This is a genomic window from Candidatus Diapherotrites archaeon, from assembly GCA_016205145.1.
In the GTDB taxonomy this organism is placed as follows: domain Archaea; phylum Iainarchaeota; class Iainarchaeia; order Iainarchaeales; family JACQJH01; genus JACQJH01.
Genome location: JACQJH010000001.1, coordinates 183,905 through 210,721, shown reverse-complemented (window position 1 = coordinate 210,721; position 26,817 = coordinate 183,905). Strand labels below are relative to the sequence as shown.

Here is a 26,817-nt window from a genome sequence, read left to right as displayed (position 1 = left end):
AACCGCCGGTTCGAAAAGCTAAAAAGCAAAGCTTAAATAGGGGATTAAACTTTGCTTTGACAGTGGTCAATTTGCAGAAAAAAGGCATTGGAATAATCGCATTGCTTTTCGCGTTCGCGGTTTTTGCCGGCTTGGCGTTTGCGCAGTTTCCGCAGCAGGGACAGTTTCCGCAGCAGGGCCAAGGCCAGGGTTTCCAGCAGGGTTTCGGCCAGCAGCAAGGCTTCGGCGGACAGCAAGACGAGCAGGGATTTGGCGGATTCGGCTTTGATTCCGGCATGGGAATAGACAGCTATGTTTCATCAAGCTTTGCCGACTCGCAATACGTGGCTGAAGAGGACGTCACAAAGGCAATGACGACCGCCTACACTTGGGTTGCATCAAACAGCGCAAAGTTCATTGAGGGCTGCAAAACCGACAGGGACGCTTTGACAAACGAAATTGTCGGCGCGATAAAAGAGGATGCTCCAACCGCGTGCGGCACAATAGACGCGGAGTCAAGCTCGTGCGATTCTGATTCGCAGTTGTTCTGTAGCCAGATCAGCGAAGGAAAAATGCCAATTCCTGCTGACAAGAAAAAGGACATGAGGGACGCAGGCTATGACCCTGACAGCCTGACTTTGAAGGACATGACACCCGAACTGATTCAAAATGTTTGCCTTGCCAGGCTGAACAAGGAAAAGGAAAAAATCGCCGGGCAGCTTGAAAAGCAGAAGGAAAAGATAAGGCAGCAGATTTCAAAGTTCAGAGACGAATGCTCAAAAATGAAAGAATTCGAGGGCCAGGAAGGATTCGGACCGCAGTTGCCGACAAATTTCGGGCCGCGCGGACCGGGACAGGGCGGAAACCAGCAAATGCCATGTGGCGAAGGCTCTGAACCGGATGGAAGGGGCGGATGCATTAACTCTCAATATCGCAACCAAGGACCGGGATTTGAACAGCGCGGCTGGGAACAGCAAAGGTCCGAACCGCAGGGATTCGGTCCACCGCAACAGGGACCCGGACCAAACGGATGCCAGGGACAGCCGCCACAATGTGAGTTCGGATGGAACTGCAATACCGGAAGCTACCAGTGCAATTCTCCTCCGCCTGGATACGTGCCGCCGCAAGACCAGCAGCAACAACAGCCTCAAGGCGAGCAGCAACCGCAGGTGGAACAGCAGCAGCCTGCTCCGCAGCCAGAACCGGCTCCAGCGCCTGAACCCGCACCTGCCCCGGCACCAGAACCAGCACCCGCGCCAACCGATGGCGGTGCAACCGCTTCGGATGAAATTTCAATTTCTTCGCCGACAATGCTTGCAATCCTTGCAAGGCTCCAGGAAGCCGAGCAGAAAGCGGATGAAAGCCTGAGCCAAAGCGCTGAAGAAATAGTGCAGGCTCCACAGGCTGAACAGCAGCAGGTTGCAGAGCAAAACGTCCAGCCGCAGCAAATGCAGAATGGCCAGCCGGTCATGCAGACAAACGACGTGCTTAACAATTTCGGATTCGGAATGCAACAGGGGCCGAACGGCCTCATGCTGCCGAATTCTCCAAACCAGGGACCGTTCCCCAATCAGGGAATAGGCCAGCCTATGCAGCAGCAGGGACAAGGATTCGGACAGGGCGGGCCATTCGGCGGACCGAACCAGCAGGGGCAAGGGCAATGCCCGCCAGGCGAATATCCTGACCCAAGCAAGCAGGGCAACTGTATAAGGCCGGGTGTCGGACCTGGCGGAATGCAGGGCGGACAAGGACAGGGCTTTGGCGGCCAGGGTTTCGGGCCGCAAGGACCGCAAGGCGGTTTCGGCGGACCCATGGGACCGGGACCGTCGCCTGAAGAATTGTGCGAAATGACCGATGATGAAATAGTCGAACAGTTTTTGGGCGACGCGCAGAACATGACAAGGTTTTTCCCAAGTGAAGCGCAGGCTACTTCAATGTGCAGGCAGGCCGGCAGCCAGGTTTCAGCCGGTTTGGACAGGATGAGGCTTGAGGCGGCAAAATGCAAGGCGGAAGCTGCCTTGAGGTGCGAAGCCAAAAAGCAGGCGGCAAAGCAATGCCTTAATGCCGAAAGGAACCCCGATCAGACAGCAAGGCTTGTAGTCGATAACATGTGCAGGAAGTTCGGCGTTGCATACGGCGGGGAAGCCAAAATTGGAGTTCAGGAAGACCTTTACAAGATTGCATCCAAATGGGCGGAATCCGATCCCGCGCTTGCAAACCAGCTTGGCGCCACTGCCGACATGACCGTGCAGGACAAGGAGAAGCTTGGGTTTGTTGACAAGCTTGTTGGCAACGGCGATTATGCGGCAAAACTGAAGGAAAGATCGGAAAAGCTGAATGAAATCAAGGCAAAGCTTGAGGCAAGCGGCTCAGCCGACAAGGAAACGATTGCACTGCTTGACGAGCAGATAAAAAGCCTCGGAGAAGAGAGCAATAATTTCAACAACCTGTTCGGCATTTTCGGAAGGCTGGCAAGCTGAAACAAAAAAAAATTCTTTTCGCACAGTAATATTGAAAATTAGCTCACTCGGTCTTTCACAACAGTGATGCCCCAGAATCCAAAGATTCTGGGCACGTCGCAAAATCCAAGATTTTGCAACGAAGGCCTTGGTTTCGCACCCGCCGGGCGATGACGGCGAGGCAAGCTTTAAAACAATTGCCGGCCTAAATTTTTGAACGGTTTTTTTGATGAAAGGCCTTTCAAAATACCTCGGCTTGGTCGGCGTGGCGCTGTTTGCGGGAATTGTCCTTTACTTCGACCCGCAGAAAATCATTGCAAGCCTGCTCAGGACAAACCTTCTGCTGTTCGCCTTGGGCGTGCTGGCCTTGCTGCCACTGCTTTTTTTGAAGGCCTTGAAGGCGCAACTGCTTTTGAAGCCGGTGAAAGGAAAAATTTCCCTCGCCAAGTCGGCTGAAATCTGGGCAATCGGATTCTTTTTCGGATTGCTGAGCCCTGGCAAGGTCGGGGATTTCCTGCGCGCGGTTTATTTGAACAAGGAAACACCGCGCGCAAGCAGGGGCCAATGCCTTTCCGCGGTGTTCGTTGAAAGATTGCTTGACATGGCAACGCTTTTTTTGATGGCTTTTGCCGGGCTCGCGGCTTTTTCCCTGGCTTACAATGCCGGAAACGCGGCTTTCGCAGCGCTCGGTGCGGGGTTCATTGCATTTGTGTGCGCAATATTTTTCATTTCAAGGAAAAAGTTCATGGCGAAGGTTGCAAAGCCGTTCTTCGGGTTCTTGGTGCCCGAAAAATTCAAGGCGACATTCAGGGAAAGTTTTCACGACTTCTACGAAGGAATGAAAAGTTTCGGCAGGGAAAAGCAGGTCACGCTGTTTGTTGCATTGCTGACAATCATAACATGGCTTGCGGCAATAGGGCAATACTACATAATAGCGTTGGCCGTGCACATAAACGTTTCCTATTTTTTCCTGCTCATGGTCCTGCCTGCGGCTTTCCTGCTTGAATCTTTGCCCATTTCCTTTTCCGGCCTGGGCACAAGGGAGGCAATCCTCATATTTTTCCTGTCATTTGCCGGCATTCCCGCACAGCAGGCAATCTCGTTCTCGCTCGGAGTGCTGGCAACAAACCTCGCGCTCGGCCTGCTCGGCCTGGTGCTGTTCAATGCAAGGCAGGCGCAAAGCGGAGAAAAAAACTTTCTCGCGGGCTAAACCGATTGCGATTTGTGCTCAAACAGGTGCATTGCCAAATCCGCCCCGGTTTTCAACAGCAGGAAAAGGAGCAGGGCGCTTTTGGCCTGGCCGGTTGCAATCAAAACCCCGCCGAAAATTATTGTCAAATGCATCGGAATGATTCTCGCATACGGCGCGAACATCACCGCGCCGATGTTAGGCTTTTCAGCGGAGGCTGCGTTCCTGAAATGCAGGAACGAAAATAAATGGTTTATGAAAAAGGCAGCCGCGGCAAGAAAAAAGAAAAACAGGTCCTGGGATTGCGCCTGCGCGGAACTTCCGGAAAAATCCTGGAAAAGAAAAAAGGATGCCAGAAAAACCGCGTAAACAAGGTGGAAAAAACCGTAGTGCAGGGCAAAAAAGAATGCCACGGAAATTTTTGTCCTTGTGGTGGGCTGCACCGGCACGCCGTTGAATGAAACGCCGTCGGAGGAAAACTCTTCCAATGAAAGGATTTTGAGGAACTGGAAAAAGCCGATAATTACGCTTTGCAGCCAGTAAACCCACAAAACCAATGCCAGCGACCAGCCTTCGGTCAATGCGAGAAAGATTGTGAAAATGTTTGAAGCCAGAAGGGTTACCGTGGTCGGGGAAGAGAAAACTTTTGCGGGGCGGAAAAAAATGCCATAAACCACCTAAGTGCTTAGTAGTTATAAAAAAACTCCCTTTGCATCAGAAATGCCTTGAAAGCGGCATATAAATAAATGGGTTTAGCCGGCAAATCCTTATGATGCGCAAGGAAGTCCTAGACTGGCTTAACGCGGCGGAAGACGACCTCGAAACAGCAAAAATCCTTTTTTCGCAGGATGTCTATTACGCATGCGCGTTTTACTGCCAGCAGGCGGCTGAAAAGGCCTTGAAAGCTATTTTTATCCTGCAAAAGAACAAGGGCACGACACTGCACAATATTATTGCATTGGCCGAAGAGCTTGAAGCGCCGGAAAAAATCGTTTCAGCTTGCAGGAAAATCAATCCGCACTACGTGCAAACACGCTATCCGGATGCCGCAAACGCGATTCCAAAAGACGCTTACAGCGACGAAATGGCGGAAGAACTGCTTGAAAACGCAAAAGAGGTTTTTGAATGGGCGGAAAAACAGATAAGCAAATAATCGCTGCATTCGCGCACAAAGTCAAAAAGGATTTCTCGGACGCCAGAATAATCCTTTTCGGTTCAAGGGCCAAAGGCGGGGCTTTGGAAGAATCCGACTATGATTTCATAATCGTCAGCAAGAAGTTTGAGGGGACCAATTTTTTCAGCAGAATGGAAAAAATGTACGATTACTGGAACGAAAAACAGCAGCTTGAAAGCCTGTGCTATACGCCCGAAGAATTCGAGGAAAAAGCCAGGCGGATAGGCATCGTCAGCGAGGCGGTGGCGACGGGAAAGGCGATAAAATGAGCATAGGCAAAAATTCTGACTTTGGTGACCAGAATCTAACACGAGAAGAAAAAAAGTTGATTAAAGAATTGGAAAAAACAACCAAAGCGAAGAGCCTCAAATAAAAATGAGGAACATTTTTATTATTGGCGTTAGTGTTGGCATCTTAACGAACATTGTTGCTAATTATTTATGGGAATTAAATTTGAATCAAATTATAGCAGACCCAAATCGCTATTATAGTACCAATTCAGTACATGTCTGGTTGACTATCCTCGCTGCAACATTACTGCTTTTTGTTATAGTAAAATTCAAGGAAGCACAAGAAAAAAGCTATAAAAAAATAGGCAAAAATGCTTATTTGATTTCCCACATTAAGGAAGCTGCTGACTATCGCTCATTCAAAAGAAAAAGGGCCGCGAAAAAATAGCACTACTTTTTCGCCAAGTGGATTGTCTGAGTCGGGAACGCGAACTCGATTTTCGCATCTTCGAACTCTTCCCTTATCGCCTCGTTGACCTGGCCCTGCACTTCAATCCAGTTGTCCTTGTCAACAAAATAGATTGCCCAGAGGTCAAGACTGTAGTCCTTGAATTCCGAGAATGTGACTTGCGGCGCAAGTTCCGCGCCTTTTGAACAGCCGGGGTTGCTTTTGATTATTTTGAGTATTATTTCCTTTGCCTGCCTGATTTTTTTTGCCGGCGTCGCGTAAGTCAGGCCGAGGTGCAGCTGTATCCTGCGGGCCGGCTCGGAGGAAACGTTTTCAATGACCCCGCCTGCGACCTTGCTGTTCGGAACCACCACAATCCTCTTGTCGAATGTCCTGATGCGCGTGTACCTCAGGCCGACTTCCTCCACTGTGCCGAACGCATCGGGAGTTTTCACTATGTCTCCGACAAGGAACGGCTTTGACGTGAAAATGGACAGGCCGCCGAAAGCATCGGCAATGGTCGCCTGCGCGGCAAACGCGACTGCCAGGCCGCCTATTCCAAGGCCGGCTATGAGCGCGGTGACATCGTAACCGAAATTGCTCAGGATGATTATGAACGCGATTGTCAGTATTGCCGCCTTGACGACCTTGCGCAGAATCGGGATGAGCTGGTCGTCAAGCTTTGACTCTGTTTTGGCGGAAAGCGGCTCGAGGTATTCCTTTATGAGCGCGTCGACAAACCGCATGGCAAGCCATGCGCCGACGAGGATGTAAAGAATCTGGATTATGTTCCGGAAAATGCCGTCAATCGCGTCTGGAAACGAAAGGAAATGGTAGCCGATGAAAATGCCCGCAATGACTATCGCCAGCACAAGCGGCTTTTCAATGACGTCGAGAACAAGATCGTCGAACTTGTTCGAGCTTTTGTCGGCAAGCCTGCGGAACCAGTTTTTGATCAGGTAATCGGCGGCCTTCGCCACAAGGACCGAGATTCCGACTATTGCCAGGAAGACAACGTACTGGGAAATCGCATTGCCGAAATACTCCCGGCTGAAGAAACCGGAGGAAAACTGCAAAAGCACCGCAAAAGCGTCCAATGCCATATAAGACAAACCAATTTACAAACCTTTTTATTTCTTTCCGTCTGTAAATAAGTAAAATTCTCGCACATATACTTATACGTGGCGATTTTTTTCCGCTTGCTTGGGGTTTCAGGTTTGGACACAACCGTTTTTGGTGCAGTGCATTGATTGCCAGCCAAAAGCGCGCCCAATTCCCTGCAGCGAAAAAAGGCCGCTTTTCCCGGGGGGAAACCAATTGTCATTTGAGCCTGTAAGACATTTTCTGGTTCCGGAACACTTCATCCTGCCTGCGGAAGACGTGGACAGGCTGCTTGCCAGGCTCGGAACCCAGGCCGAAAACCTGCCGCAGATCAGCAAAACCGATCCGGCAGTGAAAAACCTCAAGCCCAGAAAGGGCGACATTATCAAGATAATAAGGAATTCCCCGACCGCGGGACAGGCGGTTTATTACAGGAAAGTTGTTTGACCGCATTTCAGCCGCCGGCACGTTTGGGCGGCCATTACCATAAAACCATAAAAAAAACAAGCCATAAAAAAAGCAGCCGCGATTGCGGAAAAAAAAGTGTTTCAGTTGTGAATGGTGTGAATCATGGATAAATGGCCCCTAATCGACTCTTATTTTCTGAACAGAAGCATCGCCAAGATGGAAGTCGACTCTTTCAACCAGTTCATTGAAAAGAAGCTTCCGGAAATCGTGTCGGAAAACGGCGAAATCATCCCGAAGATAGAGGAAGTCAAAATCGAATTGTCGGACATAGAAGTCTTGAAGCCGCGCATAGTCGAAGCTGACGGAAGCCCGAGACTGCAATTTTATCCAATGGAGGCCAGGATCAGGAACCGCACCTATTCCGGTCCGCTGTACATTACAATGAGGCTGCTCAGAAGGGACGTTGAACAGGATGTCAAGCGCACTTACATCGGCGAAATGCCGATAATGTTGAAGTCGAACCTCTGCTGGCTCAAGGACAAGAGCGAGGATGAATTGGTTGAAATGGGCGAGGACCCCATGGATTTCGGCGGCTATTTCATCATCAACGGTTCCGAGAAGGCTTTGATGACGCAGGAAGTGCTCGCGTCAGACAGGGTCATGATATCCGAAAGCGTGAAAGGCGTCATTTCGGAAGTCATTTCGACGAAGGGGGCGTTCAAGGGCAGGGTCAGGATTTCAAGGAAACCTGATGGGTTGCTGTCAGTAACATTCCCCGCTTCGCCGAGGAAGCTGAAGCTGTTCGTGCTTTTGAGGGCGCTTGGCCTCAAGTCCGACAAGGAAATTTCAAGCGCGTTCTCCGACGGCGTTGAAATCCAGAACGACGTGCTGTTGAACCTTGAGAACTGCGAGATAACCGACGAGAAAGAGGCTTTGGACAAGATCGGAAAGTATGTCGCGCCCGGACAGGTCATCGATTACAGGCTGAAGAGGGCGCAGGAAGTCATCGACGCTTTCCTTTTGCCGCACATCGGGCAGGCAAAGGAGTCGAGGCTTGCGAAAGCTTATTACCTTGTCATGATGGCCGAAAAAGCAGTTGAAAGGACTTACAATTTGCGCGGCGAGGACGACAAGGACCATTATGCCAACAAGCGCCTTGAATTGTCGGGCAAGCTCATGGAACATTTGTTCAGGTATTCTTTCAAGTATTTCATAAAGGATTTGAGGTTCCAGATCGACCGCACTATTACAAGGAGAAGGAAACTCAACATTTCAACGATTGTCAGGCCGGGCGCAGTGACAGAGCGCGTCAGGTTTGCCATGTCGACGGGCAACTGGATCGGCAGGTCGACGGGCGTTTCAAAGTTCATGGACAGGGTCAACTTCCTGTCGCCTCTCACGGATTTGAGGAAAGTCAAGAGTCCCCTGAACAAGAACCGCGAACTGTATGAAGCGCGCGACGTGCATGGCACGCACTGGGGCAGGCTTGACGGCATTGAGACGCCGGACGGCCCTCAATGCGGTTTGGTGAAGAACCTCTCGCTGATGGTTGAAGTCACGACCGAGACTGACGAAAAGCCGATTGAAGAGTTCCTGTACGGCAGAGGCGTCAAGCTGAAAAAGCTGTGAATTTTTGCAAAGGGGAAATGGGGCAAAAAAGGTGTGAATGATGGCGGAAATCGGAAAGGTTTACATCAACGGAAGGCTCATTGGTTTCCATGAGAGCCCTGAGAAACTGACGCAGGAGCTCATAAAGTCGAGGCGTTCCGGAAAAATCTCGCATCTCGTGAATGTTGCCTTGAACAGGCAGACGAACGAGGTTTACATCAACACCGATTCCGGAAGGGTGCAGAGGCCCCTCATTATTGTTGAGAACGGCAGGCCGTTGCTGACGGACGAGCACGTGCGCATGGCGAAGGAAGGCAAGTTTTCGTGGAACGACCTGATAAGCAAGGGCATAATAGAGTACCTTGACTCCGAAGAGGAGGAAAACGCTTTTGTCGCGGTTTCCGAGGACGAGCTTTCGAACGAGCACACGCATCTTGAGATTGACGCTTCCGCGGTTTTTTCGCTCATCACTTCCATGATCCCGTACCTTACGCATAACATGGCGGGCAAGGCATTGCACGGCGCAAAAATGTTCAAGCAGGCGCTTGGCATTCCGGCAATCAACATGAATTTGCGCACGGACACCGAGGGCTTTTTGCTTTACTATCCTCAGTCGCATCTTGTGAAAACGAAAGTCATGGATTTCATCGGCGTGGACAAGAGGCCGCAGAACCAGAACTTTGTCGTTGCGATCATGCCGTTTTACAGTTTCAATGTCTTGGACGCTCTTGTGCTGAACGAGGGCTCGGTTGAAAGGGGCCTCGGAAGGGCCGCATATTACAGGACGTACGACGGAACCGAGAACAGGTATCCGGGCGGGCAGAAGGACAAGCTTGAGATTCCGGCGGAAGACGTCGAAGGCTATCTTGGAGAGGATGCCTACAAGAATCTTGGAGAGGACGGCCTTGTGAGAGTTGAGGCAGAAGTCAAGGAAAAGGAAATAATCGTCGGAAGAACCTCGCCTCCAAGGTTTTTGGAGGAAATATCCGAGTTCGGCGTTGTCAAGGAAAAGAGAAGGGAAAGCTCCGTGATAACGCGCAAGGGCAAGCCGGGATATGTTGACAAAGTTATCGTGACTGAAAGCGAGGACGGCAACAAATTGATCAAGGTCAAGGTGAGGACCGAAATGTCTCCGGAGCGCGGTGACAAGTTTTCAAGCAGGCACGGCCAGAAAGGCGTCATCGGCGGGGTCATACCTGAAGCAGACATGCCGTTCACTGCCGAAGGCATAAAGCCGGATCTGATAATTAACCCGCATTCGATTCCTTCAAGGATGACGATCGGGCATTTGCTGGAAATGATTGCAGGCAAGGCCGGCTCATTGAAGTCGAAAGCGATTGATGGCACTGCGTTCAATGAAACCCCTTTGGAAGCGCTTGAAGGAATGCTGTCGGATTACGGTTTCAGGAGCGACGGCAAGGAAGTGTTTTACGACGGGGTTTCAGGCGAAAGGCTTGAAGGCGAAATTTTTGTGGGCGTATGCGGTTACAGGAGGCTGTTCCACATGGTCGCGCACAAGATGCAGTCCAGGTCGCGCGGGCCAGTGCAGATTCTGACAAGGCAGCCGACAGAAGGGAAAGAGAAGGAAGGCGGCCTGCGCTTCGGCGAAATGGAAGCCGAAACACTGGTTGGGCATGGCGCGGCCATGCTGCTGCAGGAAAAGCTCATTGAAAGCTCGGACAAGACCGTCGAATACGTCTGCGAAAGGTGCGGCGTGCTGGCAGTCAACGACGTCATCAGGAACAAGCGTTTCTGCCCTTTGTGCGACAGCGCGCGCATTTATCCGATTGAAATGAGTTACAGTTTCAAATTATTGCTTGACGAGCTGAAGGCTTTGGGAGTTTTCCCCAAGCTCATCATAAAGGACAAGGTTTGAGGATTCGGGATTGAAGGCCGAACAACCGTAGAAATGAAAGACTGGCTGGACGAAAAGGTGGAATGGAATGCTGGCAAAAAGGATTGAAAGCGTGCAGTTTCTTATGCTGAACCCTTCGCAGATAAGGAAAATGTCTGCGATTGAAATCAAGACTCCGGAAACGTACGACAAGGACGGTTATCCGATGGAAGGCGGCCTCATGGACCCGCATCTCGGAGTCATAAACCCGGGCCTTAGGTGCAAGACATGCGGCCAGAAAATGAAGCAGTGCCCCGGCCACTTCGGCAGCATGGAGCTTGTCAGGCCGATAATCCATCCCGAATTCGGAAGGAAGCTTGAAAGTCTGATGAACGCGACCTGCCAGAGCTGCGGCAAAATTTCAATCAAGGACGACAAGCTCAAGGAAGTGCGCGACGGCCACGTGCCCGGAAAGGATTTGAGCAAGACAGTTGTTGCGAAAGCGAAGAAGTCAAGGAAATGCCCGCACTGCAATGCTGACAGGGGCGCGGTTTCACTGGACAAGCCGACAAACTTCTATTTGGACAAGGACCGCATCTATCCCACTCAGATAAGGGAATGGGTTGAAAAGATTTCAGTCGATGACCTTAAGCTTTTCGGCTACAATCCGGAAATAATCAAGCCGGAATGGTTCATAATAACGGTTCTTCCGGTTCCGCCGATAACAATCAGGCCGTCCATAACACTCGAGTCGGGCATAAAGTCCGAGGACGACCTGACGCACAAGCTTGTCGACATCATCAGGATAAATCTGAGATTGAAGGACAACATCGATGCGGGCGCGCCGCAGCTCATAATCGAGGATTTGTGGGACCTGCTGCAATACCACGTTACCACTTATTTTGACAATGAAACGGCGGGCGTGCCGCCGGCAAAGCACAGAAGCGGAAGGGCCTTGCGCACTCTTGTTCAGAGGCTCAAGGGAAAGAAGGGAAGGTTCCGCCACAATTTGACGGGAAAGCGCGTCAACTTTGCCGCGCGCTCGACGATAACGCCGGACCCTTACATCAAGATAAGCGAGCTCGGCGTGCCGAAGGAAATCGCCGACGAACTTACAGTGCCGGAAGCGGTTACCGAATACAACAAGAAGGAAATCGAGAAGATGATAAAGCACGGCGACGAAATCAGCTACATCATCAGGCCGAACGGAACGCGCAAGAAGGTTTCCGAGGAAATGAAGGAAGAGATCCTTGCGGAACTGGACATCGGCTTCAGGGTTGAAAGGAAGCTGCAGGACGGCGACATTGTCTTGTTCAACAGGCAGCCCTCACTGCACAGGCTTTCAATGATGGCGCACTTTGTCAGGGTAATGCCGGGCCGAACGTTCAGGATCAATCCGATTGTCTGCAAGCCTTACAACGCGGACTTCGACGGCGACGAAATGAACATGCATGTGCCGCAGACAGAGGAAGGCAAGACCGAGGCAAGGCAATTGATGCTTGTCAGGGACCAGATAGTTTCGCCGAGGTACGGCGCACCGGTCATAATCATGGACGAGGACGGCATTTCAGGCGCGTTCGCGCTCACAATGAAATCGACGACGTTTTCAAGGGAAGAGGCGATGAAATACTTTTACGAAATCGGCCTCACTGAAATGCCCAAGCCCGACTTAGGCAAAAGGTATTCCGGAAAGCTGATCTTTTCATTGATGCTGCCGCAGGATTTGAACCTCGAATTCAAGTCGAACATGTGCAAGCTGCTTGAGGACGCGGGCCTTGTGAAGGAGAAGACCGTCGAAGAATATGACAGGTTTGACGCTTTCGTGCGCATAAAAAACGGAAAGCTCGTTTCCGGTGTCATAGACGAAGCCGGCCTGGGCGAGGGCAGGGGAAGGATTGCGGATGCGCTGGCAAGGAATTATCCGAGCGAAGTGCTTGAGGAATTCTATTACAGGATCAGCCGCATCATAGGCGATCTGCTGACAAAGAAGGGCATGACAGTCGGCCTGGACGAATACGAGGTAAGCGACACCATAAAGAGGGCCAAGGACAGGGCAATCCAGGAAGAGCTTGAAAAGGGCAGGGAGCTGGTCGACAAGTACAATAAGGGAACCCTGCACATCATTCCGGGCAGGACCCTGGACGAGAGCTTTGAAATCAGCATGATGAGGCTGGGCTCGGAAGTCAAGGCGAAGGTCGAAAAGGAAATTTTGAAGGAAAAGCTCCAGCAGGATGTTCTCACGGAAAACCCGAAACTCAACACGACCGTGATGATAATTTCGGGCAGCCGCGGTTCGAGCACGAACCTCATGAACATTTCAGGCTTCTGGGGCCAGGCCTCTGTAAGGGAAGGAAGGCCGAAAAAGGGCTTTGACAAAAGGCTCATAACCCACAACAAGAAAGGCGACGTTGGAGCGCTGGCGGGCGGCTTCATCCAGCAGAATTTCCTCGAGGGAATGCACCCGAAGGAATATTTCTACCACGCAATGGGCGGAAGGCAGGGTGAAGTCGACACGGGCGTTTCGACAAAGGTTTCAGGCTACCTGTACAGGCGCCTTGCCAACAGCCTCAAGGACCTGACCGTGTGGAACGACGCAACCGTAAGGACGGCCAACAGGAATGTCGTGCAGTTCGTTTACGGCGAGGACGGAGTGTTCCCGCGCAAAACCCGCAGGGGCAAGACGATTGACGTTGAAGAGGAAATAAAGAAAATCGAAAACTGATGTGAAAAAATGGCGGCAAAGAAAAAGAAAACCCCGGAAAAAAAAGACGAAGCCCTTGAGGACAGCGAAGAGGCCGAAGAAGAAGCTGAAGAAGTTGCCGAAGAGGCCGAGGAAAAAAGCAGGAAGGACCGTGAAATCCCGAAAATAGAGCTCCGCTCCTGGGAAAAAGTCGAACTGCCGAAAAAAGTGCTTGACGAAATCGTCTTGTTTGCGGAAAAAAAGAACATGAGCAGGGAAAAAGCGGGCATTCTGGCGGAAAAAATAAAGGAGCGCTATGAAAACCTTGTCGTTGAACCGGGCGAAGCTGTCGGCATTGTCGCCGCGCAGTCGCTTGGCGAGCCGGCAACCCAGCTTACTTTGAGGACAAAGCACTATGCGGGCGCAGCGGAAGTTTCAGTCGGCTCGGGAATCCAGAGGGTTGAAGAGATAGTCGACGGCAGGAGCAAAGCCAAGTATCCGACAATGACGATTTATCTGGACGGCGGGCTTGGAAAAAACGGCAAGGAAGCCGACAAGTTTGCCAAATCTCTCTTGGACGTCAGGATTTCCGACGTTGTCAGCGTGAAGGAAAACTTTGCCAACAACGTGCTGCAGATAGAAATCGACGAAGCCAAGGCCGAGGCGAGAAACGTCGACGAAAAAGACCTTGTCGACAAAATCAAGACCGGCCTAAAGCTTGGCGAGGCGAGGCAGCGCAAGAACGTCGTCGAATTCTCGTTTTCAAAAAAGGAATCCCTGCTGAAAATAAGGAAGCACTTGCTGAAGCTGCTGAATTCAAGGGTGCAGGGCGTGAAGGGCATAACAAAGACGCTTCTTGTCGAGGAAAAAGGCGAGTTCGTCATCAAGACTTCCGGCAGCAACATGAAAAGCGTTTTGAAGCTCAAGGAAATCGATCCCGCGAGGACCACGACAAACGATGTCATGGAAATCAGCAAGGTTTTCGGAATAGAGGCTGCGAGAGCCATGATTGTCAAGGAACTCAAGAAGACGCTTGACGACAACGGAATCGCCGTCGACGTCAGGCACATCATTTTGCTTGCGGACATGATGACTTACAGCGGCGACATCAAGGGCATAGTCAGGACGGGAATAACGCGCGAGAAAAGCTCGCCGTTCGCGAGAGCCGCGTTCGAGGAAACAATAAAGCATCTGCTTGACGCGGCATTCAAGGGCGAAGTCGAAAACCTTGAAGGCGTCGTTGAAAACATAATCGTCGGCCAGCCGATAAAAGTCGGCACGGGAATAGTCGAATTGGTGATGAAGGGGGGCAAGTGAAAGAGATTTAAAGGCGGACAGAGGGGTATTGAGCGAAGCGATGCTCCAGAATCCGAAGATTCTGGGCACGTCGCAAACCAATGGTTTGCGAAGAATACCCGTCGTCGAACCCGGCGGACGAAATCGCCGGGGATTGCTTTTTAAAATGCTTGCCCGGACAGGTCTTATTGCGCTGGAGTAAAAAATGAGAAGGCGCTTCTTTTGAATCCTTCTGTTTTTTTCGTTCCGGCTGTGCAATTTTGTTCAGTGATACTGCATGGCAGAAGTTGACGCGAAAAGGGAAATACGCAGGGCCGTGGACACCGGAAAGGTTGTTTTCGGCGTGAGGCAGAGCGAGAAAAGCGTGCTAGGCGGAAAAGGCGCGCTTGTCGTAGTGAGCCTCGACTCGCCCGTGACGGTCAAGGAAAAAATCCGGAATCTCGGAAAAACCTGCAACGTCCCGGTTTTCGAGTTCGAAGGAACGGGGCTTTCGCTCGGTTCGGTCTGCGGAAAGCCTTTTGTGATTTCAACTCTCACCGTGGAAGAAACGGGCAAGAGCAGGGTCTTGGACATAATTGCAAAGTGACATTGGATGAAGCTTGGCTTAGAGGAGATAATGCTGATGAACGCGCTTGAAAAAATTTCGGGTGTCGGGGCAAGGGACTGCATTGTTGACGGTTCCACTGTCTCTTTCCTTGTCTGGGGAAAAGATGTGGGCAGGGCAATCGGCAAGGGCGCCCAGAACGTGAAAAGGCTCTCCGAAAGGCTTGGAAAAAAAATCGAGATAGTCGAATATTCGAAGAGCCCTGAAAGGTTTTTCAAAAAGGCCTTGGCGCCGATGGCGGTTGAAGGCGTTGAATCGCGCAGGGGCGAAAGCGGAAAGGCAGTGTCGGTCAGGATTTCCTCGGAAAGCAGGAGAACCCTCATGGAGTCGAAAAAAAAGGTTGCCAGGGTAAGGGAAATAGCAAAGCGCAATTACGGTTTTGAGGAAGTAAGAATACGGTGAAAAGATTGCAGGACAAAAATTGTGTTTTTCCAGGGGCGTGCGAGGGGACGGAGTCCCCTGCGCGTGATTACGGTTTTGAGGATATAAGAATAAGATGAAAGTTTTGAGGATGTCAGGCAAGGCAAATGGTGATTTTTATGGCGAAAGGCGAAAACGCGGCAAGGTCGCTTGAAAAAAAGAGGAAACAGCAGAAGTGGAGAAAGCGCCCTTACAGGGAAAGGATGCACAGGAACAAGAAGCCGAAAGCCGAAATACTGGAAGGAAGCCCGCAGGCAAAGGGCATTGTCATAGAAAAAAGGGGTGTCACTGCAAGACAGCCGAACTCGGGCATAAGGAAATGCGTGAGGGTCCAGCTGATAAAGAACGGAAGGCAGGTTACAGCGCTTGCGCCGTTCGACGGAGCGATAAAGCACATTGACGAGCACGATGAAGTGCTCATTGAAGGCCTTGGCGGCAGGAAAGGCGGTTCGCCGGGCGACCTTTGGGGCGTCAAGTTCAAGGTCATACAGGTCAACGGGCAAAGCCTTGAGATGCTGAGAAAGGGCAAGAAGGAAAAAGTGAAAAGGTAAGTGATTTTATGGCGGAACACCAGCAGGCGCAGGCAACGGCAAAACCCCTTGTGTTCAACAAGTGGGACACAAACGTCAAGATTTCGGATTTGGGTCTGGCACGGTACATCAGCCTTGACTCGCGCATTGTTCCGCACACTTTCGGCAGGAGCACGCGCGGGCGCTTTGAAAAAGGAAAGGCGAACGTCGTTGAAAGGCTTGTAAACAAGGTCATGAGAAGCGGCCAGGGCAAAAGAAAACTCAGCGGAAAGTATGTGAGGGGAAGGGGCAGCTGCGGAAAAAAACTGCAGGCCCTTGAAATAGTCGAAACCGCGTTCGAAAAAATCGAAAGGCAGACAAAGGAAAACCCCGTGCAGACGCTTGTCAGGGCGATTGAAAACTCGGCTCCGCGCGAAGACGTTACGCGCATAAAGCGCGGCGGAATAAGCTACGCGCAGGCAGTCGACATAGCGCCATTGAAAAGGGTCGACGAATCACTGAAGAACCTCGCCTTGGCGGGCTTCGGCAACTCGTTCAACAACCCGAAAAGCGCGGCGGACGCGCTGGCCGACGAAATCATTGCAGCGTCAAAGAACGACGCGAAAAGCCTTGCAATCAAAAGGCGCGATGAAGTCGAGCGCATAGCGAAAAGCTCAAGGTAAAAACCGGTGCATGCAAAGGTTGTGGTCTTGTGGCAAAGAAAGAGGAAATAGCGCATCTTGCTGAAAAGCTGATGAACACAAGGGAAAACATCCGCAACATGGGCATAGTCGCACATATTGATCATGGCAAGACGACACTAAGTGACAATTTGGTTGCTGCGGCCGGCCTGATTTCAGAGGAGCTTGCCGGAAAACAGCAGTTCATGGACCACTATCACCTGGAACAGGAGCGGGGCATAACAATCAATGCCGCGAACGTTTCGCTTGTCCACGAAGTGCACGGAAAGCAGTGCCTCATCAACCTCATTGACACGCCCGGCCACATAGACTTCGGCGGCGAAGTGATAAGGGCAATGAGGGCAGTTGATGGAGTCATACTCGTTGTGGACTCCGTTGAAGGCGTGATGCCGCAGACCGAAACAGTCATAAGGCAGGCGCTCAAGGAAAATGTGAAGCCCGTGCTGTTCATCAACAAGATCGACAGGCTCATAAATGAACTGCAGCTGACAGAACAGCAGATGCAGGAAAGGTTCATCAAGACAATAACGCAGGTCAACGGCCTCATAAAAAAGACTGCGCCCAAAGCGTTCATTGATGAGTGGACTGTAAAGGTGCAGGACGGCAGCGTTTCATTCGGCTCGGCCTACAACAACTGGGCAATCTCCATAATCCAGATGAAGGAGACGGGCATAGGATTCAAGGACATTTACGATTACTGCAAGGGCGGAAAGCAGAAAGAGCTGGCAAAAAAATCGCCGTTGCATGCATGCGTCCTCGAAATGGTTGTGAAGCACCTGCCAAACCCGATCCAGGCGCAAAAGTACCGAACGCCGGTCATCTGGGGCGGCGACAAGGAAAGCCCGATTTACAAGTCGATGTCGGAATGCGACCCGAACGGCGAATTCGCAATGATGGTTACCGACATCACAGTCGACCCGCACGCGGGCGATGTTGCGACAGGCAGGATTTACAGCGGCACAGTCAAAAAGGGCATGAAAGTCAAGCTCATAGGCTCGCAAAAGGAAGTGCAGTTGCAGCAGGTCGGCCTGTACATGGGCCCGGAAAGGGTAACGATTGACGAGGCCCCGGCTGGAAACATTGCCTGCCTCATAGGAATCAAGGAAATTTACGCGGGCGAAACCGTTTCAACGATTGACATGGATGTCTTCGAATCGTTCAAGTCAAGCGCGGAACCTGTGATGACGATCAGCGTCGAGGCAAAGCAGACAAAGGATCTGCCGAAACTCATCGAAGTGCTGAAACAGATTTCAAAGGAAGACCCGAACGTCGTGACTTCGATAAACTCTGACACGGGCGAGCACCTCATTTCAGGCATGGGCGAACTGCACTTGGACGTAACAAGGTACAGAATAGAAGTGGACCACAAGATTCCGATAAACGTGTCCCAGCCAATCGTCGTTTACAGGGAAACAATCACAAGCGAATCCGAACTGCTTGAAGGAAAATCGCCGAACAAGCACAACAAGTTCAAAATGTACGCCAGGCCGATAGAGCCCGCAATAATGGAAAAGCTCATTGAATCCAAAATCGACGGCAAGATAAAGCCGAAGGACAAGAACATGACGGCAAAGCTGGAAGAAATCGGCTTTGACAAGGAAACCGCAAAACGCATCTGGGCAATCCACAATAACTGCATTCTTGTCGACATGACGCGCGGAATAACGGCGTTGCACGAAATCCGCGAGCTAGTGATGGAAGGCTTCAACGACGCAATGGACCAGGGCCCCTTGGCGAAGGAAAAATGCTTCGGCGTCGAAGTCGTTCTGGACGACGCGTCATTGCACGAGGACGCCATACATCGCGGGCCCGCGCAAATCCTCCCGGTCATAACAAGGACCATTTACGCTTCAATGCTGCAAGGCGGCGCGGTACTGTACGAACCCAAACAGACGCTCACCATAAACGTTCCCCAGGACTTCATGGGCTCGGCATCAAAAGAGCTTGGCGCAAGAAGGACGCAGATAAACGAAATGCGCACGGAAGGCGACACCTGCATAATCATTGCCAAGGCTCCGGTCAAGGAACTCATCGGATTCTCGGCAGCAATCAGGGGCGCGACGCAGGGAAGGGCATTGTGGACAGCCGAATACTTCGGTTACGAGCCATTGCCAAGGGAACTCCAGAAAATCATAGTCACGGAAGTCCGCAAGCGCAAGGGCATGGACCCGGAAGTCAAGCCGTTCGGATTCTTCCTCGAATGAAATCCTGCAAAAAAAAGCAGGATGGCTTTTATTTTTTATCGCCTGCATGCCACCCGCACCAGGCCCGAAACCCAACAATAAAAGTTTAAAACCCAGCGGACAATTCTAATTCAGGCACGCCAAATCGCGGCTGACAAAAAAACGGGGGAAAAAAACATGGCAAGCTCAACAAAGGCAAAATCAGGCGCAAAGAAAAAAGCTTCGCATTCGCACAAGGAAGGCTGTTGCTGCTGCTAGCCGAACGCCCGGCTGGTGCGCGACGGGTACGCCGCGCTGCGTCGTACCCATCTGCTTTCTTTTTGCATTCGCGCAACACCTGCCTGCTTTCTTTTCGCATCAAAATTTTGTTTTTGCAAGCAGCACCCCACACGCAAAAAAGCGGAAGGCAAAGGGGCTATGTTATTTAAATATTCTGGTACAGGAAGTATAGAGTAAAATCAGCTGCAGACACCTGGCTTACAAACACAAGATGGCTGTTAGGGGCAAATTCGGCCGGATTGTGGGCTGTTACGCGGCACATTCCCCAAAAAATGCGTTTTGCGTTTTCACAATGCAAAAGCGTTTTCGTTGTTGCAGGTCACATTTGGAGGTGCAGTTTTAATGGCAGCAAAAAACCACATCAACCTGGTTTTCATCGGGCATGTTGACCATGGAAAGTCGACAACCGTCGGAAGGCTTCTGTACGATTCCGGAGCACTGTCCGAACAGGATTACAGGAAGCTTGAACAGGAAGCGCAGGCGCTCGGCAAGGGCACGTTTGCGTTCGCGTTCGCAATGGACAACCTCAAGGAAGAAAGGGAAAGGGGCATAACCATTGACGTCGCTTACAAAAAGTTCAAGGCCAAAAAGAACGAGTTCACGATTATTGACGCACCGGGCCACAAGGACTTTGTCAAGAACATGATAACCGGAACATCGCAGGCAGACGCCGCAGTCCTGGTCGTGTCAGCAAAGGATGGCATCCAGGCGCAGACAAAAGAGCACGCGTTCCTGTCACAGGTCATGGGAATCAAGCAGCTCGTTGTCGCATTGAACAAAATGGACGAAGTCGGCTACGATGAGGCAAAATACAAGACGGTCCACGACGACATACTCAAGCTTTTGAAGGGCGTGGGCTTCAAGGAAGACAACATCAAGTTCGTTCCAATTTCGGCTTGGAAGGGCGACAACATCGCCAAGAAAACCGAAAACATGAAATGGTACACGGGCCTGACGCTCATTGACACGCTCGACACCCTTGTTGCGCCGGAACCCCCGGTTGACAAGCCGCTGAGGCTGCCAATCCAGGACGTTTACAACATCAAGGGCATCGGCGTTGTACCGGTCGGCAGGGTCGAAACAGGCGTTTTGAAGCCGAACGACAAGATCGTATTCATGCCGTCGGGAAAATCCGGCGAAGTGAAGTCCGTTGAAATGCACCACGAACAGCTTTCAGAAGCGGTTCCGGGCGACAACGTCGGCTTCAATGTCCGCGGCCTGACAAAAGAAGACGTTTCAAGGGGCGACGTTGTCGGACACGACAAGAACCCGCCCACAGTCGCAAAGGAATTCACTGCGCAGATTGTGGTGCTGTCGCACCCGACCGCAATTCCGGTCGGCTACACTCCGGTGTTCCACATGCACACCGCACAGCTTTCATGCACCCTGACAGAGCTGCAGAAAAAGCTTGACCCGAAAACGGGCCAGGTCAAGGAAGAAAACCCCAAGTTCCTGAAAGCAGGCGACGCGGCAATCGTCAAGGTTGTACCGTTGAAGCCGGTTGTTGTCGAGGAATACAAGATGTTCCCGCAGCTCGGCCGCTTTGCGATAAGGGACATGGGCCAGACCGTTGCGGCAGGGCTCGTGCAGAGCATTGTCAAAAAAGAAGCAGGGAAATGACTGGCAACAGTCATTTCTTCTTTAATTTTTTCAGTAAAATTTAGTAAAAAAAAAAAGTTTGTTGATTGGTGAACGTGCAAATGCAGAAAGCAAGAATAAAGCTGACTTCCCCGGATTTCAAGCTGTTGAATGAAATCTGTGACAGGATTCTTGATATCGCGGAGAAGACCGGCGTAAAGCATTCCGGCAGCATTCCGTTGCCGACGAAAAAGCTTGTCGTTCCGACAAGGAAGAGCCCGTGCGGCGGCGGAACCGAAAGCTACGAGCACTGGGAAATGAGAGTGCACAAAAGGCTGATTGACATCCAGGCAGACGAAAGGACTTTGCACAGGGTAATGCGCGTTGAAATTCCCGAAAAAGTGCACGTGGAAATAGAGCTCAAGGAATAAACCGGCCATATTTCAAAAACCCTAATTTTATTGACAACGTTTAAATTAACAACGCGATTTTTCCTATTTATGCCAAAAATCGCTATCGGCTCCGACCACGCAGCGTTCAGGCTGAAAGAGAAAACCAAGGAATGGCTGAAGGCTAAAGGCTTTTCCGTCGAGGATTTGGGCACGCACAGCGAGGAAAGCGCGGATTACCCTGATTACGCGAAGAAGGTTGCAAAAGAAGTGGCTGCTGGCAAGGCCGACTTCGGGGTTTTGATTTGCGGCACGGGCATCGGCATGTCGATGGCGGCAAACAAGTTTAAGGGCGTGCGCGCCGCGGTCTGCCATGACGCTTTTTCCGCGCAGATGGCGCGCGAGCACAATGACGCGAATGTTTTGTGCTTCGGCAGCCGCACCACCGACGAGAAAAAAGCGGAAGAAATAGTTGACAAATTCTTTTCAACCGACTTTGCCGGCGCACGCGATGGCGGCGAAAGGCATTTGCGCAGGGTAAAAAAGATTGAAGAATAAGGCCGGCAGGTGATTGGGCATGCGGCAAAAAGAGGCGAAGAAATCTGAGCAGAAGTTCAGGAAATTCGTTTACATCGAGAACGTCGCGATAGCGGATGTCGCATTCGAGGCTTTCGGCGAAAGCGAGGAAGAGTTGTTCCGCAGTTGCGCGCTCGCATTGTTTGAGGTCATGACAAGGACGAAAAAGGTAAGGCCGAAACTGGAAAAAAAGGTCGAATTGAAATCCGATTCGATTGAAAATCTGCTGTACGACTGGCTTAGCAGGCTGATTTATTTGAAGGATGTCGAAGGCGCCTTGTTCGGAAAGTTCGACGTCGACATAGTGAAAAAGGGCGCCGAATTCGTGCTGAAGGCCAGGGTTTTCGGCCAGAAGGTTGAAGAAGTCGAATCCGCGGGCACGGATGTCAAGGCCATAACAAAGCACCTGTTTGCCGTTGAAAAGGATGGAAGCGCGTGGAAGGCGACGGTGGTATTGGACATTTGAAAGCAAAAAAAAAGAAAGAAAAATAAAAATAAAAAAACCGGTTTTTGAAATGCAGAAAAAGGGCATGAAAGTCGAAAGGGTGAACGAGTTTGTCTGGGAAATTCCGAAAACGGAAAAGCCCGGCATGAATGTTCCGGCGCGGATTTACGCGAACAAAACGCTTTTTGACGGAATGGATGACGGCGTCTTCGAGCAGGTGACAAACATTGCCTGCATGCCAGGCATCCAAAGGTATGCGCTTGCCATGCCCGACGCGCACCAAGGATACGGAAGCCCTGTTGGCGGCGTTGCCGCATTTGATCTGGAAGAAGGCGTCATCAGCCCCGGAGTCATCGGTTTTGACGTGAACTGCGGCATGCGCCTGTTGAAAACGAATCTGACTTTGAAGGACGTTCAGCCCAAAATAAGGGACCTTGTGAACAGGCTGTTTGAACTGGTGCCGGCGGGCGTTGGAAGGAAGGGAACATTGAAGCTTTCGCGAAGTGAAATGCAGGAAATGATGGTTGAAGGAGTTCCGTGGATTGTGCGCAAGGGCTTCGGCTGGAAGAATGACGCGGAAAGGATTGAAGAGAAAGGCAGGGTTGAAGGAGCGAATCCTGCAATGGTGAGCAAGGAAGCCTTTGATAGGGGCATGGTCCAGCTTGGCACGCTTGGCTCGGGAAACCATTACCTTGAAGTGCAGGTTGTCCGTGAGGAAAATGTTTTTGACTGGAAGGCGGGAAAGGCGTTTGGATTGGAAGAGGGCCTTGTAAAGGAAGGGCAGATTTTTGTGATGGTCCACTGCGGTTCGCGCGGATTCGGCCACCAGATTTGCACGGACTATGTGAGGGAGTTCGAGCCGGCCATGAAAAAATACGGCCTGAACGTAAAGGACAGGGAACTTGCGTGTGCGCCATTTGCAAGCGGAGAAGGCAAAAGATATTATGCCGCGATGGCCTGTGCAAGCAACTATGCGTTCTGCAACAGGCAGGCTATTATACATAATACGCGCTTGGCTTTTGAACGGGTCCTCGGCCAAAGCGCGGAGTCCATGGGAATGGAAATCGTTTACGACGTCGCGCACAACATCGCGAAGGTCGAAGAGCACAAGGTCGAAGGCAAGAGGAAAAAGCTTGTAGTTCACAGGAAGGGAAGCACGCGAAGCTTTGGTCCCGGCCAGCCCGAGTTGGCGGAAATGTACCGCGGAATCGGCCAGCCGGTCATTGTCGGCGGTTCGATGGAAACCGGCAGTTTTGTCTGCGCGGGCACTGAAAAGGCAATGGATGAGACTTTTGGCAGCACAATGCACGGTTCTGGAAGGACCATGTCAAGGGCACAGGCAAAAAAGGAGTTCAATGGCGGGGAACTGCTGAAAAGAATGGAAAGGCAGGGCATTTTTGTGAAGTCGGCTTCCACGCAAGGCCTTGCAGAAGAGGCCGGAGGCGCGTACAAGAGTATCTCGGAAGTGGTTGACACAATGGACAAGGCAGGCATCAGCAGGAAGGTTTTCGGCCTGAAACCGATAGGAAACATAAAAGGTTGAAAACTTCAATACAATATCTTTAATATAAATATATGAAGTTTAAGAAAAAAAGTCTTTCTTTTATGGTTTTTTTGCCAAAAAAACCAAGGCCACATCAAAAGGAGATTGTGTTAATTTTGTCCAGTTAAGAAAATAGTTATATTTAAATACTTGTTCGTCGGCTATTTAGGTTAGGCGAAGGAGTTTTCGGGGGTTGAAAACTTGAAACTGTTCAGGCATCTCATAATCGCATTCGTCTTGCTTTTTCTCACGCAAACCGTTTTTGCGGCTTCAAACTATTCAGTTGACATTTCTTTCGTGCAGGCCCGCACGGATTCGGGCGCGGACTGGGCCTATCAGCCAAGCGGAAGCGACAATGACCTTGTCGACGTCAGGGCATTCCTTTACCTGAACACGGCAGGATACGAGCCTTACGCAAAAGTCTTCGCCTATGCTAAAATTTACGGCGACCGCGGCAATGGCTACGAGTACATCAAGCAGACGGAAACGAAAAGATTCTATTTGTACCCGAAATCCTACAACTACGCCAACACCAGTTACACTTTTGGAAACTATTCAGAGGCATACTTTGCCCCGGGCTCGGCATACTATTTCAATTATCCCAACAAGGGAGTCGCACTCTACCAGGACGCTGACGGCGAAGTGCAGTGGGGCGACGCTTTCAGGATTGACGACAGGTACAACAATTACAAGATAGTGGTTTACGCGGGCCTTGAAGAGGACAACGTCATACAGGACGAAGAATGGGCTTACGTGAACGTTTCCGGCGGAGGCTCCGGCGGCAATTATGGCGGGGGCAATGGCGGCGGCTATTATGGCAACGCCGACGTGCAGATAAGGGACAACTATTTCAGCCCGGGCACGATAACGGTTTATGAGGGCGACACAGTCGAATGGGTCAACCTCGGAAACAACTCGCACACGGTCACGTTTGAAAACACGGGCGGCGACAGCGGAACCCTGAACTACAACGGCACTTACAGGAAAACCTTCAACACTGAAGGCACATACTATTACCATTGCAGGTTCCATTCCGAAATGACAGGAACTGTCAGAGTGTTGCCAAGAAACGGCAATGGCGGCGGCTCGGGCAATTCAAGCTGCGCCGACATAACAGTTAACACGCACTCAGTTTACGTGAATGAAAACGAAAGCGTAACCGAAAGGTTTTCCGTGCGCAACAATTCCGACAGGACGTTTTACGTTGACGAAGTCAATGTCAGCGACAACAGCTCCTACTTCAATGCGACCGAAGGCTATTTCAGCCCAAGCATAGCCGCGAACGGCTCGGGCGAGCTTGAAGCCAGGATTTCGGCCGGCAGCGTCGACTTCGACCAGAGTTCGAGCGCTACAGCCGGACTGAGGGGCCGCTTTTCGGACGGGAGAACATGCTCGTTCTCCGAAATAGGCGATGAAAGATTCAATGTTTTCATCAGCAACAACGGCGCTTCCGGCAATGCTTCCGACATAAGCTTTGACAACCATTCGGTAACATTGAACGAAAACGACCAGAGGATTGAAACCTTCACGATAAGAAACGATTCCGGAAAAAGGTTTTACGTTGAGGAAGTGCAGACTTACACTCCGAGTTCCGATTTCAGCCCAAGCGTTTCCACTTACGACAGCCAGATTGACGGCAGGGGAAGCGGCCGCATAAGGCTCAGGTTCGTGTCATCCGTTCTCACGGGCGACAAGACAGTCAAGGCATATTACAAGGTGAGGGGCAGGTTCGAGGGCGGCCCGGCAGTGAGCTTTGACGACATCGGCCTGCAGGAAATAACCGTCTACCTCAACGACAATGCCGCGAACTTTTCGTCAAGCTGCTCAAGCGTTTACATAAACGCCGGAAACGTTTCGCTTGGCACGAATTCGACGGAATACGCGTCGTTCGACATAGTCAACAATTCGAACAGCAGGTTCTACATTTCAAGCGCGGGCGCAACCGACAACAGCGGCTACTTCAATGTCCGCGAACTCGACTACGACAATTCGATTGCGCCGGGCGGAAGAGGCCGCATAAGAGTGCGGGTCGACTCGTTTGACAGGAGCAATGTGGAAGGCACTGCTACTGTCAGGGCCAGCGGCTATTTCAGCGAAAGCGCCGGCAACAGGCAGTGCTCAGGCATAAGCGAAAGCTTTTCGGTCAGGGTCGACAACAGTTACGGCGGCTCCGGCAACAATTACAATGGCAGCGACAATTTCAACAACAACGGCTATGCTTACACTAACGGCTATGTCGACCAGGCGAGCTGCCCGGACTTCAAACTTGTAGTGCCGAAAGAAATTGCCTTGGCAAAAGAGGACAAGGTCCTGGTTTCAATCGAAAACCCCCTCGGGAGAAGCGCGACAATCATCGTAAAGGGCATCGGCGCAACCGCTGCACCCGACACAATCACCGTGCCGAAAAATTCTTTCACTGCAAAGCTCATCGACGTGCAATTGCTTTCAGGCAGCGCACAGATTGTCTTCGACACAACGCTTTCAGGCTGCAGCATAAGCGAAAAAACCTCGCAGTTGAAACTCGTTTCAGGGCAGAGGCTTGCGGACAGGGTAACGATCGGCGTTGAAACCGAAGCGAAAGGCAATGAAACCGAAATCACTGTAACGTTGCAGAACAAGTCCGACAGCCTTGTTTCGGGCACAATCGAAATCGGCCTGCCGAAGGAATTCAGCGGCGAAACCACAAAGGATTTGACGCTTGCCGCAAACGAAACCAGGAAAATCGCTTTCACTGTCAAACAGGACAAGGGCATTGACAAGGAAGTCAGCGTTCCAGTCAGGTTCACTGCCGGTAACGAGCAGGTAACAAAAACCGTTCAGCTCAAGCCCGCACCGGTAGAAGGCAACGCTGTTTCAACTGCTTTCGCGATAATCGCGGACAACGCCCTGACAGCCGGCCTCATCATAATCATCATAATCCTCGTCATAGCGCTCATAATCAAAATGAGAAACTAGCCGGTTCCGTCCGGCTGGTTCGGAACCAAGGCGTATTGCTTGTGCAATACGCCGAGTAAGCAGTAGTAAATGATTGGGGGCGTGCGAGGGGGCAGAGCCCCCTGCGTTCGGAGCCAAGGCATATTGCTTGTGCAATATGCCGGGCAGCCCTTTTTTATAATCAGAAAATTTCATTTGGGCGCAAGAGCAATCTTTTTATTTATCTAAACGCTATTATACATCCGAGTTT

23 protein-coding genes are annotated in these 26,817 nt (G+C 51.2%); 21 read left to right on the top strand and 2 right to left on the bottom strand.

Annotated elements, in window-relative coordinates:
- The first annotated feature begins 56 nt into the window (after window positions 1-56).
- Together HY394_01120 and HY394_01115 are read left to right on the top strand one after the other, a co-directional pair.
- Entirely contained in the window at window positions 57-2,459 is a 2,403-nt protein-coding gene (locus tag HY394_01120) for a hypothetical protein (GenBank protein ID MBI4052622.1), read from the top strand.
- 208 nt (window positions 2,460-2,667) lie between these two features.
- Complete coding sequence (locus HY394_01115; protein MBI4052621.1) at window positions 2,668-3,648, top strand: flippase-like domain-containing protein; 981 nt, start codon at window positions 2,668-2,670, stop codon at window positions 3,646-3,648.
- On the opposite strand, the gene HY394_01110 is transcribed toward HY394_01115, so the two are convergent.
- Entirely contained in the window at window positions 3,645-4,304 is a 660-nt protein-coding gene (locus HY394_01110; protein ID MBI4052620.1) for a hypothetical protein, read from the bottom strand. The two genes, HY394_01115 and HY394_01110, sit on opposite strands and share 4 nt — an antisense overlap.
- 92 nt (window positions 4,305-4,396) lie before the next feature.
- On the opposite strand from HY394_01110, the gene HY394_01105 reads away from it, so the two are divergent.
- From HY394_01105 to HY394_01095, 3 genes are all read left to right on the top strand, one after another.
- Complete coding sequence (locus tag HY394_01105; protein ID MBI4052619.1) at window positions 4,397-4,780, top strand: HEPN domain-containing protein; 384 nt, start codon at window positions 4,397-4,399, stop codon at window positions 4,778-4,780.
- Window positions 4,753-5,070 (top strand): nucleotidyltransferase domain-containing protein, encoded by a 318-nt coding sequence (locus HY394_01100; GenBank protein MBI4052618.1) that lies wholly within the window; start codon window positions 4,753-4,755, stop codon window positions 5,068-5,070. Before HY394_01105 ends, HY394_01100 begins: the two co-directional genes overlap by 28 nt.
- A 106-nt stretch (window positions 5,071-5,176) precedes the next feature.
- Window positions 5,177-5,479: a hypothetical protein gene (locus tag HY394_01095; protein ID MBI4052617.1), complete on the top strand. Its 303-nt coding sequence runs from the start codon at window positions 5,177-5,179 to the stop codon at window positions 5,477-5,479.
- Window positions 5,480-5,481: 2 nt separating this feature from the next.
- On the opposite strand, the gene HY394_01090 is transcribed toward HY394_01095, so the two are convergent.
- Window positions 5,482-6,582, bottom strand: coding sequence for a mechanosensitive ion channel family protein (locus HY394_01090; GenBank protein MBI4052616.1), 1,101 nt, complete (start codon window positions 6,580-6,582; stop codon window positions 5,482-5,484).
- Window positions 6,583-6,796: 214 nt separating this feature from the next.
- On the opposite strand from HY394_01090, the gene HY394_01085 reads away from it, so the two are divergent.
- The 16 genes from HY394_01085 (at window position 6,797) to HY394_01010 (ending at window position 26,588) form a co-directional block, all read left to right on the top strand.
- Window positions 6,797-7,027, top strand: a complete 231-nt coding sequence (locus tag HY394_01085) for a DNA-directed RNA polymerase subunit H (GenBank protein ID MBI4052615.1) — start codon at window positions 6,797-6,799, stop codon at window positions 7,025-7,027.
- 123 nt (window positions 7,028-7,150) lie between these two features.
- On the top strand, window positions 7,151-8,617 hold the full coding sequence (locus HY394_01080; GenBank protein ID MBI4052614.1) for a DNA-directed RNA polymerase subunit B'': 1,467 nt from the start codon (window positions 7,151-7,153) through the stop codon (window positions 8,615-8,617).
- Between the two features lie 40 nt (window positions 8,618-8,657).
- The gene (rpoB, locus tag HY394_01075; protein ID MBI4052613.1) at window positions 8,658-10,472 is read left to right on the top strand and encodes a DNA-directed RNA polymerase subunit B; all 1,815 of its coding nucleotides are present in this window, start codon (window positions 8,658-8,660) and stop codon (window positions 10,470-10,472) included.
- A 67-nt stretch (window positions 10,473-10,539) separates the two neighbouring features.
- Complete coding sequence (locus HY394_01070; GenBank protein ID MBI4052612.1) at window positions 10,540-13,152, top strand: DNA-directed RNA polymerase subunit A'; 2,613 nt, start codon at window positions 10,540-10,542, stop codon at window positions 13,150-13,152.
- A gap of 9 nt (window positions 13,153-13,161) precedes the next feature.
- Window positions 13,162-14,427: a DNA-directed RNA polymerase subunit A'' gene (locus tag HY394_01065; GenBank protein ID MBI4052611.1), complete on the top strand. Its 1,266-nt coding sequence runs from the start codon at window positions 13,162-13,164 to the stop codon at window positions 14,425-14,427.
- Window positions 14,428-14,683: 256 nt separating this feature from the next.
- On the top strand, window positions 14,684-14,992 hold the full coding sequence (locus tag HY394_01060) for a 50S ribosomal protein L30e (protein MBI4052610.1): 309 nt from the start codon (window positions 14,684-14,686) through the stop codon (window positions 14,990-14,992).
- Window positions 14,993-14,998: 6 nt separating this feature from the next.
- Complete coding sequence (locus HY394_01055; GenBank protein MBI4052609.1) at window positions 14,999-15,412, top strand: NusA-like transcription termination signal-binding factor; 414 nt, start codon at window positions 14,999-15,001, stop codon at window positions 15,410-15,412.
- A gap of 137 nt (window positions 15,413-15,549) precedes the next feature.
- A complete protein-coding gene (locus HY394_01050) occupies window positions 15,550-15,981 on the top strand; it encodes a 30S ribosomal protein S12 (GenBank protein MBI4052608.1) in 432 nt (143 codons plus the stop codon).
- An 8-nt stretch (window positions 15,982-15,989) separates the two neighbouring features.
- Complete coding sequence (locus HY394_01045) at window positions 15,990-16,622, top strand: 30S ribosomal protein S7 (protein MBI4052607.1); 633 nt, start codon at window positions 15,990-15,992, stop codon at window positions 16,620-16,622.
- A gap of 29 nt (window positions 16,623-16,651) precedes the next feature.
- Window positions 16,652-18,844: an elongation factor EF-2 gene (locus tag HY394_01040; protein MBI4052606.1), complete on the top strand. Its 2,193-nt coding sequence runs from the start codon at window positions 16,652-16,654 to the stop codon at window positions 18,842-18,844.
- A 600-nt stretch (window positions 18,845-19,444) separates the two neighbouring features.
- The gene (gene tuf, locus HY394_01035) at window positions 19,445-20,722 is read left to right on the top strand and encodes a translation elongation factor EF-1 subunit alpha (protein MBI4052605.1); all 1,278 of its coding nucleotides are present in this window, start codon (window positions 19,445-19,447) and stop codon (window positions 20,720-20,722) included.
- Between the two features lie 80 nt (window positions 20,723-20,802).
- Window positions 20,803-21,111 (top strand): 30S ribosomal protein S10, encoded by a 309-nt coding sequence (locus tag HY394_01030; GenBank protein ID MBI4052604.1) that lies wholly within the window; start codon window positions 20,803-20,805, stop codon window positions 21,109-21,111.
- Window positions 21,112-21,180: 69 nt separating this feature from the next.
- The gene (gene rpiB, locus HY394_01025) at window positions 21,181-21,627 is read left to right on the top strand and encodes a ribose 5-phosphate isomerase B (GenBank protein MBI4052603.1); all 447 of its coding nucleotides are present in this window, start codon (window positions 21,181-21,183) and stop codon (window positions 21,625-21,627) included.
- 19 nt (window positions 21,628-21,646) lie between these two features.
- Window positions 21,647-22,111, top strand: coding sequence for an archease (locus tag HY394_01020; GenBank protein MBI4052602.1), 465 nt, complete (start codon window positions 21,647-21,649; stop codon window positions 22,109-22,111).
- A 64-nt stretch (window positions 22,112-22,175) separates the two neighbouring features.
- Complete coding sequence (locus tag HY394_01015) at window positions 22,176-23,633, top strand: RtcB family protein (protein ID MBI4052601.1); 1,458 nt, start codon at window positions 22,176-22,178, stop codon at window positions 23,631-23,633.
- 201 nt (window positions 23,634-23,834) lie between these two features.
- Window positions 23,835-26,588, top strand: coding sequence for a cupredoxin domain-containing protein (locus HY394_01010; GenBank protein MBI4052600.1), 2,754 nt, complete (start codon window positions 23,835-23,837; stop codon window positions 26,586-26,588).
- Window positions 26,589-26,817: the final 229 nt, after the last annotated feature.